The 12,072-nt window shown below is 44.2% G+C and carries 11 protein-coding genes and 1 pseudogene (1 of these 12 only partly in view); 10 read left to right on the plus strand and 2 right to left on the minus strand.

All coding sequences use genetic code 11. The features are described 5' to 3' along the window. Window positions 1-33: 33 nt before the first annotated feature. On the minus strand, window positions 34-1,461 hold the full coding sequence (locus A2621_01590; protein OFW89591.1) for a glutamate--tRNA ligase: 1,428 nt from the start codon (window positions 1,459-1,461) through the stop codon (window positions 34-36). A 74-nt stretch (window positions 1,462-1,535) separates the two neighbouring features. Here A2621_01590 and A2621_01595 point away from each other — a divergent pair, with 74 nt between their 5' ends. From A2621_01595 to A2621_01630, 8 genes and pseudogenes are all read left to right on the plus strand, one after another. Then, complete coding sequence (locus tag A2621_01595; GenBank protein ID OFW89592.1) at window positions 1,536-2,162, plus strand: hypothetical protein; 627 nt, start codon at window positions 1,536-1,538, stop codon at window positions 2,160-2,162. A 94-nt stretch (window positions 2,163-2,256) separates the two neighbouring features. Beyond that, the gene (locus A2621_01600) at window positions 2,257-3,507 is read left to right on the plus strand and encodes a hypothetical protein (GenBank protein ID OFW89593.1); all 1,251 of its coding nucleotides are present in this window, start codon (window positions 2,257-2,259) and stop codon (window positions 3,505-3,507) included. Window positions 3,508-3,589: 82 nt separating this feature from the next. Beyond that, window positions 3,590-3,886, plus strand: a pseudogene (locus A2621_01605) (hypothetical protein). Window positions 3,887-3,928: 42 nt separating this feature from the next. Then, complete coding sequence (locus tag A2621_01610; GenBank protein OFW90110.1) at window positions 3,929-5,296, plus strand: NAD synthetase; 1,368 nt, start codon at window positions 3,929-3,931, stop codon at window positions 5,294-5,296. A 70-nt stretch (window positions 5,297-5,366) separates the two neighbouring features. Further along, window positions 5,367-6,077 carry a hypothetical protein gene (locus A2621_01615; protein OFW89594.1) on the plus strand — a complete coding sequence of 237 codons (711 nt, stop codon included), beginning with the start codon at window positions 5,367-5,369 and terminating at the stop codon, window positions 6,075-6,077. A 256-nt stretch (window positions 6,078-6,333) separates the two neighbouring features. After that, entirely contained in the window at window positions 6,334-6,954 is a 621-nt protein-coding gene (locus tag A2621_01620; GenBank protein OFW89595.1) for a hypothetical protein, read from the plus strand. A gap of 339 nt (window positions 6,955-7,293) precedes the next feature. Further along, on the plus strand, window positions 7,294-8,823 hold the full coding sequence (locus tag A2621_01625; protein ID OFW89596.1) for a hypothetical protein: 1,530 nt from the start codon (window positions 7,294-7,296) through the stop codon (window positions 8,821-8,823). Beyond that, complete coding sequence (locus A2621_01630; GenBank protein ID OFW89597.1) at window positions 8,816-9,619, plus strand: hypothetical protein; 804 nt, start codon at window positions 8,816-8,818, stop codon at window positions 9,617-9,619. The genes A2621_01625 and A2621_01630 overlap by 8 nt, the downstream gene beginning before the upstream one ends. Before the next feature lie 18 nt (window positions 9,620-9,637). On the opposite strand, the gene A2621_01635 is transcribed toward A2621_01630, so the two are convergent. Continuing rightward, on the minus strand, window positions 9,638-10,378 hold the full coding sequence (locus tag A2621_01635) for a hypothetical protein (protein OFW89598.1): 741 nt from the start codon (window positions 10,376-10,378) through the stop codon (window positions 9,638-9,640). A 431-nt stretch (window positions 10,379-10,809) separates the two neighbouring features. On the opposite strand from A2621_01635, the gene A2621_01640 reads away from it, so the two are divergent. Then, complete coding sequence (locus A2621_01640) at window positions 10,810-11,373, plus strand: hypothetical protein (protein ID OFW89599.1); 564 nt, start codon at window positions 10,810-10,812, stop codon at window positions 11,371-11,373. 165 nt (window positions 11,374-11,538) lie between these two features. After that, window positions 11,539-12,072 carry the 5' portion of a hypothetical protein gene (locus tag A2621_01645; GenBank protein ID OFW89600.1) on the plus strand. It continues 171 nt past the right edge of the window, so 534 of the gene's 705 nt are visible here — the first part of the coding sequence; it begins with the start codon at window positions 11,539-11,541; its stop codon lies beyond the right edge, outside the window.

The raw sequence follows: 12,072 nt of genomic DNA on the forward strand, positions 1-12,072 counted from the left end.
TCCTGTTTTGTATAGAGGGTATTTTTCGTGAACTTAACAGATTTCTGAGGGGTGTTGATTTTGGGAAGAACGAATAGGTAGGTGAATCAAAGCGTCCTGAATCCGTCCCAAAGATTCCTCTTTGCCCAGCACATCCATCACGTCGAAGACGCTCGGGGAAATATGGGCACCCGTGAGGGCTGCGCGGAGGACCTGGGCGACTTGACCCAATTTTATCCCACGGGTTTCCGCAAAAGACCGAAGGTCAGCCTCGAGCCCATCGTGGGTCCAGGATGTAAGGTCGGTCAGATGGGTCTGCAGCTCTTTCAAGAGCGGACGGTTTTGGGTTAAGTGCTCTTGGGCGATCTCTGACAAGGGCAAGGGACGAGGGCGCACATAGAACAAGGCACTTTGGGTTAGATCCCTGAGGGTTGTAGCCCGTTGTTTCAGGCCGGTCATCCCCTTTTCCAGTCGATTCACATGAGATTCTAAAAGAGGGTCAGCCAAAAAATGAGGGAGCTCTTTTTGAACGAGCGCCAGCAGCGTGTGATTATCCGTCTCGCGCAGGTAATGGGCGTTCAAATTATCCAATTTTTTAAAGTCAAAACGAGCCGGAGACTTCCCCACATGCTGCAATGTGAACCACTCGATGGCTTGGGCGTCTGAAATGATTTCGTCATCTCCATGCCCCCACCCGAGACGGAGCAGATAGTTGCGCAACGCTTTGGGCAGATATCCCATTTCTTCGTACGCTTCTACCCCAATGGCTCCGTGCCTCTTGGAAAGTTTAGAGCCATCTGCCCCATGAATCATGGGGATATGGGCGAATTCTGGAATCGGCCACTGCATGGCTTTGTAAAGATGATATTGACGGAAGGCGTTGGTGAGATGATCGTCGCCCCGAATCACGTGGGTAATGTTCATATCGTGGTCGTCTACCACCACAGACAACATATAGGTCGGTGTTTGGTCGCTGCGCAGCAAAACCATGTCATCAATTTGCTCATTTTGGATGGTCACAGGGCCTTGGACCAAATCTTGGATGGTGACGCTGCCTGTCCCAGGTGTTTTCAAGCGCAAGGCACCGGCTGTTAATCTGCGATGGCGACAGTGGCTATTATACCCTGGTTTCTGGCCGGTTTTAAGGGCCGTTTTTCGCAGCTCTTCCAATTGTTGGGGGGTGCAGTTGCAATAATAAGCTTGGCCCTTCTCATAAAGTTCCAGGCCGACGTCTTGGTGGCGCTTCATGTTGTGGGATTGATACACCACGTCTTGATCCCAAGGAAGCCCTAGCCATTCAAGTCCATGCAGGATGGCGTGGGTTGCTGCTTCTGTGGAGCGGATTTGATCCGTATCTTCAATGCGCAGAAGAAATTGCCCGCCATGATGTTTGGAAAAAAGGTAATTAAAGAGCGCCGTTCGGGCACTTCCAATATGTAAAAATCCGGTGGGGGAAGGGGCAAAACGAGTGATGACAGTCATTATTTTCTTTTTCTTTCAGCGGAGATCTTATATGATCCTTTTTATATCTTTTTCCCAAGGGAGGTCAATGTAAGATGAAAGAGTGGCTCAAAATCGTTGAGTTTTTCCTTATTTATGGGGCGGCTGTGATTAGCCCAGGGCCTAACTTTGTGATGGTGGTTCGAACCAGTGCGTCCAATACCCGAAAATCTGGGTTGGCCATGACCCTTGGATTTGGAACTGGTGTCTTCATCCAAGGACTCGCGGCGGCGTTTGGGATCAAAGTCTTGTTTGAGACTTATCCTGCTTTGATTAAAGGCATCCAATATTTCGGTGCCCTTTATTTGGGCTATTTGGGTCTTATTGGATTGCTCGCAAAACCCAAGGCAGAACCCGTTGATGAGGAAGTGAAGGCCACCGCGGGGGTTTTCAGCTCTTTTAAAACAGGTCTTCTTACCCATCTCTCAAACCCATATGCCATTATTTTTACCTTTACCACCTTTTCTTTATTTTACGATGCGAATCCTTGGCTCAGACTGTCCTATGTTTTTGTGGCTTTGGGGTTGGTGCTGGCTTGGTACGGAACGGCGGCGGTGATCTTGAGTCATTCGTCTTTGCAGGAGAAACTCTATAGATTTCGCCATTGGATCGATCGAGGAGCTGGTATTATCTTGATTTATATTGCCTTTAAGATTGGATTAGCTGACATCTCTATGCCCTGAGGTGGTTAACAATTCCCCTTTCCCATAATAAATTCATCAAGCATCTTGATTTTAGGTTGGTATCTCGTCATTATCTCGGATAAAAAGGCAAAGCATGAAAATTTTTGTTCCGAAAGAAAGAAGACCCCATGAGGTCCGTGTGGCCCTATCCCCCGAAATTGTGAAAAAGCTGGTGGATATGGGATGCAGTGTTCATATCGAGCAGGGGGCCGGAGAAGGCGTTTCTTTTTCTGATAAAGATTTTCAAGAAGCTGGCGCGCAGTTGGTGAAGTCAAGCCCTCAAATGTATAAAGAGATGCATGTTGTGTGTAAGATTCAACGACCATTGCCAGAAGAGCTGGCGATCTACCCTGAACAGATAGTCTTGATTTCTACCCTCAATATTCTGAGCCATAAATCAGATTTAGAAGTATATAATAAACACAAAGTTTCAGCGATTGCGTTGGAACTCATGCCGCGCATTACGCGGGCGCAAAGCATGGATGTTCTCTCTTCCCAAAGTAATTTGGCGGGGTATCGGGCGGTCCTTGAGGCGGCTTCTCTTTACGATCGGGCGTTCCCTATGATGATGACGGCGGCAGGAACTGTTTCCCCTGCTAAAGTTTTGGTGGTGGGTGCAGGCGTCGCAGGGCTACAAGCCATTGCCACCGCACGACGTCTGGGGGCCATCGTCTTTGGGTATGACGTGCGCGCGGCGGCCAAGGAACAAGTGGAAAGTTTAGGAGCCTCTTTCATAGACGTGGGAGGCAGAGCTAACGCGGAAGCCGCCGGTGGGTATGCGAAGGAAGTGGATGCCGACTATCAGCGCCAGCAGGAAACAAAATTAAAAGAAGTGGTGAAAACCATTGATATTATTATCACCACGGCCCTCATTCCAGGGCGAGAGGCCCCTAAAATCATTTCAGAAGACATGCTGAAAGAAATGAAGCCAGGGTCCATTGTGGTGGACTTAGCCGTGGAAATGGGCGGCAATTGTTTTGGAAGTGTTCTCGGAAAAGTGGTTGAGAAACACGGCGTTAAAATTTTGGGCCCCGCCAATCTCGCGTCTCAAGTAGGGCGGAGTGCGTCCGAGCTTTATGCGCGCAACCTCTTTAATCTCTTTAAACTGATTTACAAAGAGGGAACCAAAGAAGTGGTGTTCGATGCCCAAGATGACATTATTCAGGCCATTCTCTTGACCCATAAGGGTAGCATCTTGCGGTCTGATTTGCTGACAACCCCTGCAAAATCTTCATCTTCAAAAGAAAAAAAGCCAGAGAAGCCCGCGGTTGGTAAAAAAACAGCGGGTAAGAAAAAAACACCAGCCAAAAAATCTCTAAAGCGGAGTCCGAAGAATGCCCTTTAATCCAACCCAATATATTGAAAAGTCAGTGACAGCTATCAATCAAATTATGCCGGCTGAAACACATTCTGTGGAAGTGCTTCGGGGAGGAGAAGTGGATCCTTTCATCACAGGGCTTACTGTTTTTATGTTGGCGGCGTTTGTCGGATATTATGTGGTGTGGCGGGTGACACCAGCATTACATTCTCCGTTGATGGCGGTGACAAATGCCATTTCTAGTGTGATTATTGTGGGCGCTTTGGTAGTGGCGGGTGGAGAAGCGTTCGATGTGTCCAAGGTTTTGGGGTTCATAGCAGTGGTGCTGGCGTCCATCAACATTTTTGGGGGCTTCATTGTGACACAGCGGATGTTGGATATGTTTAAGAAAAAAACAAAAAAGTAGGAGTTTATTGTGGGCCAGACCTTAACGGCTTTTCTCTATTTGATGGCGTCTATTTGTTTCATTATGGCGCTCAGAGGGCTTTCTTCGCCTGAGTCATCCCGTCAAGGAAATGGGTATGGCATTTTGGGGATGATCTTGGCCATTGTTACCACCCTTTTGAATGATGCTGTCTTGAGTTACGAAACTATCCTGAGTGGGATGTTGATGGGGGGTGGAATTGGAACTCTCATTGCACGGAAAATAAAGATGACCGCCTTGCCCCAATTGGTGGCGGCGTTCCATAGTTTGGTAGGGCTCGCGGCTGTCTGCGTGGCGGCCTCTGCTTTATACTCGCCAGATGTGTTTAAAATCGGCGGTATGCAGGGGATTAAGCTGAGCGCGCTCATCGAAATGGGGATTGGCACGGCCATTGGGGCGGTGACTTTTACCGGTTCTTTGGTTGCCTTTGGAAAATTGCAGGGCTTTATCACCGGCAAACCGCTCACCTTTAAAGGGCAGCACTTTTTAAACTTATTGATTGGGCTTGCCATTCTTGGATGTCTCGCGTGGCTCGCCACCGAGGGGAGTTTCCGCGCCTTTTGGATTCTAACCTTCCTCGCTTTCCTTCTGGGTTTTACCTTGATTCTTCCCATCGGAGGGGCGGACATGCCTGTCATCGTTTCCATGTTGAATTCGTACTCAGGATGGGCTGCCTGTGGGATTGGGTTTACGCTTCAAAACCATTTGCTGATCATTACGGGCGCTCTGGTGGGGGCGTCAGGCGCCATCCTCAGTTATATCATGTGCAAGGGCATGAATCGCTCCATTTGGAGTGTGATCCTGGGAGGATTCGGTGCAGGGCCTTCCGTCACGGCTGTGGCACGAGCAGGCGATGAGAGTCGCAGTGTGAAGTCAGGGAATGCAGAAGATGCGGCTTTCCTTATGAAAAACGCAAGTTCTATCATCATTGTGCCCGGGTATGGAATGGCGGTGGCCCAAGCCCAACATTCCCTGAAAGAGATGGTGGATATGCTCAAGAAAGAAGGTGTCAAGGTGCGTTTTGCCATTCACCCTGTGGCGGGGCGTATGCCAGGCCACATGAATGTGTTGTTGGCCGAGGCCAATGTACCCTATGAGGATGTGTTGGAATTAGACGAGATCAACCGTGATTTTTCCGCCACCGACATCGCCTTTGTGATTGGGGCCAATGACGTGACTAACCCTGCAGCCAAAACGGATCGCCAAAGCCCTATTTATGGGATGCCGATCTTGGACGTTGAAAATGCGAAAACAGTTCTTTTTGTGAAACGCTCTATGGCCGCCGGCTATGCGGGGGTTGAGAACGAGTTGTTTTTCCGTGATAATACGATGATGCTCTTTGGGGATGCGAAGAAAGTGTGTGAGCAGATTGTGAAAGTTCTTCAAAGTTAGAGTTGCTTTTGACCTAAAAAAACTGTATATACTCCATAGCTTATTTTAATAATTTAGGAGAATCAAATATATGTCTATTAAAAAATATCTTTTTATATTTATTGGGATGATGGTGGTTTTAAACCCTGTTGCTCAATCCGCCGTTCAAGACGATGCAGGTATCGCACCCAAACGTCCTATTTCATTTAATGGTGAACCGCTCATTTTTAACGATGAATTATCTATTTCATATATTCATGAATTGTCTCACGTGGCATTTTCAGTAAAAGATGGGAACATTCAATGTGGATCTCTAGCTGTGCCGCCAGACTTAGTGGAAAGAGTGCAGGGTCTCTATACCACTATTTTCTCACAGAAAGATAAAATGTCGCAGTTGGTTGCTGGAAAAAGGATTGTCATAGAAGCAGGGAGAGACATTGATTCTTGTGGGAGTAATATGCAAGCAGAAGAGGGTATTACTCTGCAGGCGGTCCAGAAAGTTTCGCTTGTCAATAGTTTTTTAAGAACCCCGCAAAAAATTGAAATTACATCTGGAGAGGTTGGGTTTAAAAATTTATTTGCTTTTGCGGGAAGCGAACAAAGCTTAACAATTAAGAGTCATGATGGGTGTAGTTGGCTGAAAAGTATTGAATTTTCTTCTTTTTCACAACCTTTTGGCTGTTTTTTTCAAGGAAATCTTTTATTGGGTCAAGATCCCTTAACGCCAGGAGAAGACAAGTTTCTAGTGGTAGGAGCAAATAAAATCACCTTTACATTCAAACAACCTAAAGACAATATATAAAAAAAGAATTCGCACAAAAAGAGCCTCCCCTGTGATTGATACGGGGGAGGAGGTGCTAGAGAAGATGATTTTATAGAGTTGAGGCGTAGGCTGTTTTGTTTGTGAAACGCTCTATGGCCGCCGGATATGCAGGGGTTGAGAACGAGTTGTTTTTCCGTGATAACACGATGATGCTCTTTGGGGATGCGAAGAAAGTGTGCGAGCAGATTATCAAGGCTCTTTAAGGTTTTCGTTAATCTAGAAGAAGGAGTAATGGATGCATACAGCAACAATGAAAAACTGGATTTTAGGACTCGTTATTATGGGGTTTTCAACCTTAGGGATAGGAACTGCAGACGAACCAACCAAAGATCTTGTACGGACCTATACGCTCAAGCCATCAATGCAGGGTTATCTGAGCATTAATGCTATAGAGTCCTATAGCCGGCAGATCCAACTATTGGAAGTCCCGTTTGTACCAAATCCTGTCTTGTCTATGTGTTTTCACCTCGACAGAGAGGAAAGGATCTTGGCGTCTCTAAAGGCCAGCCCTGCAAAGCCCGTGGGCGAGGCATTAGAAAAATCGACTGAGCCCAGCTCAGATATGAAGACAGAAGATATGCAGATAAAATTGAAAGCAGAAAAGATCTCTAAAGCGCTTTTCTTTAATAAGGATGTGGGGCCCGGAACGGTGATCACCCTTATCATGGAGGGCACACGTCTATCGTCCTTCATTGATAGAATTGAACTCTCCGGGATTTCTCGGTGTTCAATAAACTTATTACCTTATATTCTGGCAACAATTTATGATACAAATCCGTCGTTGTCTCTGACCACCTATGGTATAGAGAACATCACTATTTATCGACGCCCTGACGACCCCCAAAAGGTTTCCTGATGTCGCTTCCTCCAAGGGCCTCTTCTCTCAAAGCACCGTTTCTGAAAACCCTTTCCTTTGACCGGTCCAAAGTTGAAGAGGGGGAGGCGGCGAAGTTTTGTTTGTAAAACGCTCTATGGCCGCCGGATATGCAGGGGTTGAGAATGAATTGTTCTTCCGCGATAACACCATGATGCTCTTTGGGGATGCGAAGAAAGTGTGTGAGCAGATTGTGAAAGCGTTTTAGGCTTTTTATTCCATGGTTTCATAGGATGGAGAGCAAAAGAACAACTCGTCACATGTTGCCCCTCCCAGCATGAGGTAATGAAAGGAATCTAGATCGCAAAGAAAAACAGTTGTATGATCCTTAATAGGCGGGAGGTTTCTAATATGAATAAAAATTTTATATGTCTTTTTCTTATTGTCTTTATGCAAAACACCGATGCTGCCCTTCACCCTAAAATGGGAGCTCCTCATATTTTAGATCCAGAGGGTCTTGGACTGTTCGCTCAAAAGTCTGATTTTTATTTTGAGGAGCCCTTTTCTGCTTCACCGGAGTATAAGGAGGTTCTTGAAACCCACAAAAAAGCCCAAAAAGCCTTAGAGGAGACCGAAGATCCTTCAAAAAAGGCGCGATTGCAAAAAATTGTAAATGCGACGAATAAAGTTCTGATTCAGCTTTCTTTGAAAGACCGACAAAATCACTTAATAAAGAATAGATCTCATGCAGAACGTTCTCGAAAAGAAAATTGGTTTCATCCTCTCAATGCTTCTATAGGAGCCGAGAGTAGTGGCGCCTTATTATGGGCCCATCGTCAGGGAGTCCTGGGACAGGGAGTAGAAGTAATTGTCATTGAACGGGTTGGTTATTCCCCCTCCCCCACTTTATCCAAACTCATTAAAAATACAGATCAGACAGAGCGCCCAGAACGTTTCATACCAAGCATTCATGGTTCTGAAGAACATGCCAGTGCTGTGACGAACATTCTTTACCAGGTGGCTCCTAGATCAGGTATTAAATTAGTCCAGGACAGAGAAGTTGATTTGGCTTTTCATCCTGATCTTATGAGTGACAAAGCATTGGCCTCTCAGAGAATAGAGAATCTTTTTCCTGAGGAACCCCTTATCCTAAATTGGTCTGGAGGGAAGTTTAACGATTTCAATATAGGGGGTATAGAGGGATTCTTTAAAGGCCGATCTAAAAAATTTGGTGATCTTTTGGTGAAAGCCGTTCCTAATTCGGGCGGGCTTTTTGGGGGTGGAGAAATAGACCATCTCTTCAATAAGAGGGTTTTTAACAACCATTCAGATCAGATTATTTTGGTTGGGAATCTAGATCAATACGGTGGTGTGCCCGTAAAACCACTCAATAAGCTTCAAGAAAGTAGGTTTTTGTGCGCGTACGGTAACGAGGTTCTTACAATAAACAAAATGGATGAGGTTAAGACACAATCTGGCACCTCGATGGCAGCGCCCATTATATCGGGTGCCGTGGCACTTATAAAAAGCAAATACCCTCATCTGACCCCCCAAGAAGTTGGGGATATTTTATTAGAATCGGCGGAAAGAAACTTTTGGACCTCGTCATACCGGCCAACTTTAGTTTATGACCCAGAAGATTTTCCAGAAAGCCCAGCAAAAATTCTTCGTCTTCCTGCAGATATAGAACTAAAGCCTTTTGATTCTAAAATATATGGAAGGGGTGTATTGAATCTGAGGCGGGCCTTTCTTTATGCTGAACTGAAGGTTCACCATCCAAAGATGACTATGGAAGAACTAAGGCCTCTCTTCAAGGCGGCGGTGCACGAACAAGAAAGAATAGCGGCCCACAAAATTCAAAGCGCCTTTCGAAAATATAGAGAAAAAAGAAGAAAATTAAATATTGTATGATTTTCTAGCTTCATTTTTCCTCTGGTTTGGGCAGGTGGCCCCGATCGTTTTGATTGTGGGCATTGGCTATTGGGGTTATCGGCGCGACCTTTTTTCGCATGTTTTATTTCTTATATTACTTTCCATGATTGTAAATACGGCGTTGAAGTGCTTGTTCCAGGTTCCTTTAAAACCTCACTTAAATCAACACGAATGGTATGCTTTCCCGAGTGGACATATGCAGTTAGCCACAGTTCTTTACGGGCGGCTCTGGTGGGTGTTTCGAAAAACCAAGTGGGCACAACTGCTTCTGATTCTTTTAGGGGGCATAGGATGGGCCATGATATGGAGAAATTATCATGATTTTATCGATGTGTTTGCGGGAGTCATAGCAGGGGTTGGATTACTGTTAGCGTATGCTGTATTTACCAAATGGCCGTTGGTTCGCAAACATCCCGAAGGAATAGGATTTTTTCTCTTACCCCTGACAGCTCCATTAATTTTTCTAATGCCTTCTATTCCTCAGCATATGGCCCATGTATGGCAAGCACAAGGAGGAGTGTTAGGGGTTAGTCTTGGAATGATTTTCCTGAAATTAAAGAAGATTACGGAGTTCCCCTTAAGTAAGGGGCTCGCTGGTATTAAAGCCTTTTTAGGATTGAGTGTTTTGGTCTTGATGTGGAGCATAACCCCATTTTTGTTTGGAGGGTTAGGGTATCCCTTGTTCCTGCTCCTCAGCTTTTTTCTTCTAGGTTTGTGGCTCAGTGCGGGGCCAGATTTGATTGTGCACTTAATGTACAGAAGAAAAAGACAATGATTTCCTGATCAGGTTTTTTTAAAAACGCAGAAATCGTTGGTGGTGGAGTTCGTTTAACCCTTGGTGCACGCTTCCATGAGAGGCTAGTTTTTGTCTTGTTCTCAGGTGACGATTGGTGGTGTGGTGCGCTATGGATTGAACATTTTCCTTACAACGCTCTTCTAAATCTCCCATTACTGTCTTGATACGGTGTAATACGTCAGCAGGAATATGGTGATGATGGAGTGCCTCGACCAAACGGTCTTTTTCAAAACGATAAGACCCTTCATTATGACGAACATGATGGGCCAGTGCTTCAAAATATGGGGTGGCGAGAGGGTACTTTCTCCCTTGGGCTTTTAAGAAACTTACAAGAGTTCTCTTATGTTCTGCTAAATTGCGACTAGATTGAACAAATTCTTTTTCTGGATCGGAAAGATGATCTTGCCCAGCGACTAAGAGGTGCGTGGTTTTCGCAATCAAAAAATCTTCTGGAAACAAAGGATTATGAGGGTGGAATGCCAGAGGAAGGATGTTTGCAGGCCCTTCTTCTTCAGGGAGAGTAGGGACTAAAATCTCATACCCTTCTGAGTCAGATGCTCCAGAAGAAGATCCTCTTCGACTTAATCTCGAATCGTTTCCCTCTCTTAATTCTAAAGTGGGCCCATTAACAAGGGAAATCCCTCTATTAAAAGGGGCTTCTCCAATGAAATCATCTGGGGCACTGAACCCTACAGAGATGATGGCAGATAGTATAAAAAAATATTTAATAGTATTCATTATAAAAAATCCAAATATAAAAAATAAATAAGTAGTGAAATATAGTAAAAACAAAGTAATTATGTAATATCAAAAAGAATCCAATAGGTATGCATCTATTGCATAGATAGACGGGGGATGGTCTTTGTAGAAGGCTCAGGCTTCCTTAATCAATTAAGAAAAATAAAAATAACTTAAAAGAGCTTTTACAAAGCTCTCCGTCCCGCTCCCTCCTTTGTCATTCCCGCGGAGGCGGGAATCTACTCCCTTAAACCCATAGGCTGCAGCCTCTTTTCCTGGATCCCCGTTTTCACGGGGATGACGGGAGAAGAGCGAGGAAGACAGGGAAGAAATTCATAGAGATAGAAATCCATTGAATTTTCTACTTGATTTGATTTTCATCATCATAGACACAGTGTAAGAAGTTCAACCCTTAATAAAGGAGATTCTCTATGAAAAAGTTTCTAATAACGGCGTTCGGAAGTTTAATAGCTATTCCTCTTATTGCAGGCACTTTTGAAATTCCAGAAGAAAGTGTGCACACCTCTTCTCGATTAGAAAACCGTCCACAGATTGTTTTTGAGGAAGGGGAGTTTGTGGCCCATGTAAATGACACTACTCATAAAATTGATGCCAGGAATATTTCAGGTCTTCCAAAAGATATACGGGAAGATCAATTAAAAAGCTTCCTAACCCAAGGCGGATATTTTCAACTGGAAACTTTAGGGGATGATTATTCCTTAAAGGCTCATGTGGAAGGGTTGGGGGGGAATCCACTCTTAAAAGGCATGTTGGCAGTCGGTCTTGGTTTCCTGCTTACTCAAGAAATAGATGTCTTAATGGTAAAATATCAACTTAGAGTATCCGATCTTTTACAAAATCTTGTAGAGTATTTGTCGAACGCAAAGAGTCCCTCAGTTACAGATGATATTAGATTGGTAAGGAAATGGCGGAAACAAATACTCTCAGGAGAGGCTCGTGCAGCATTTCTTTCAATGAAAAGCTTGCTGAGATAAGATCACGAAAGTTTTCTGTATTTCCAAAACTGATCTTGCTGCGAAGTAGAGGTCCTAAAAAGAAGGAACACTCTGAATATCCTACATTTTTCCATGGAATATTCTCACAAGGCCGTTGTTTTTAACAAAAAGATATGGTACCTTTAAAAAAACTGAGTTTTTTCTATGGTAAAAATTTCTACTTTAAGAGTCATCAAAGAATCTACTTATTTTTCCTTCAAAAACTTAAAAGTTTTAGGAAAACTTCTTTTGATCCCCGTCCTTCTTCAAATTGGTCTAGTTTTTTTGTTAGAACCCTTTGAAAAAGCTAATCATCATTTTTTATCTTTCTATAAGGTTTCAACCTTTATAATTGATTCCTTAATTCTCAGTCTTTGGGTTCCAAAATGGATCCAATATTATTTTAATCCGAAGGAAAAAGTAAGTTTCTTCAAATTCCAGAGGCTTCAATGGAAATTCTTTTTATATTCTTGCATTTTTGTAGCCATTTTCTTTGTGTCCGTTTTGCCCTTGTCTCTTCTAGAATATAGTCAATTCCTCCATAGAGAAAAGTTTTTTAGGATAGTCCCTGTAATAGTCTTCTGGGGGGTAAATATTATACTTTTAGCAAGATTTTCTTTTGTTGAACCTGCCATATCTCTGTCACACCCAACAGGACTTAAACAATCTTGGAAGGAAACGTCCAGTCAAGTAGGGAAT

It is taken from the genome of Alphaproteobacteria bacterium RIFCSPHIGHO2_01_FULL_41_14, assembly GCA_001767855.1.
Taxonomy (GTDB): domain Bacteria; phylum Pseudomonadota; class Alphaproteobacteria; order UBA7879; family UBA5542; genus 2-01-FULL-41-14.

What these genes read in the sequence shown, in the direction of transcription:
- A2621_01590 (OFW89591.1), bottom strand. Translation starts at nt 1,461, where the DNA reads ATGACTGTCATCACTCGTTTTGCCCCTTCCCCCACCGGATTTTTACAT.
- A2621_01610 (OFW90110.1), top strand. Translation starts at nt 3,929, where the DNA reads ATGGCGTCTATTTGTTTCATTATGGCGCTCAGAGGGCTTTCTTCGCCT.
- A2621_01620 (OFW89595.1), top strand. Translation starts at nt 6,334, where the DNA reads ATGCATACAGCAACAATGAAAAACTGGATTTTAGGACTCGTTATTATG.
- A2621_01640 (OFW89599.1), top strand. Translation starts at nt 10,810, where the DNA reads ATGAAAAAGTTTCTAATAACGGCGTTCGGAAGTTTAATAGCTATTCCT.
- A2621_01600 (OFW89593.1), top strand. Translation starts at nt 2,257, where the DNA reads ATGAAAATTTTTGTTCCGAAAGAAAGAAGACCCCATGAGGTCCGTGTG.
- A2621_01625 (OFW89596.1), top strand. Translation starts at nt 7,294, where the DNA reads ATGATCCTTAATAGGCGGGAGGTTTCTAATATGAATAAAAATTTTATA.
- A2621_01615 (OFW89594.1), top strand. Translation starts at nt 5,367, where the DNA reads ATGTCTATTAAAAAATATCTTTTTATATTTATTGGGATGATGGTGGTT.
- A2621_01595 (OFW89592.1), top strand. Translation starts at nt 1,536, where the DNA reads ATGAAAGAGTGGCTCAAAATCGTTGAGTTTTTCCTTATTTATGGGGCG.
- A2621_01635 (OFW89598.1), bottom strand. Translation starts at nt 10,378, where the DNA reads ATGAATACTATTAAATATTTTTTTATACTATCTGCCATCATCTCTGTA.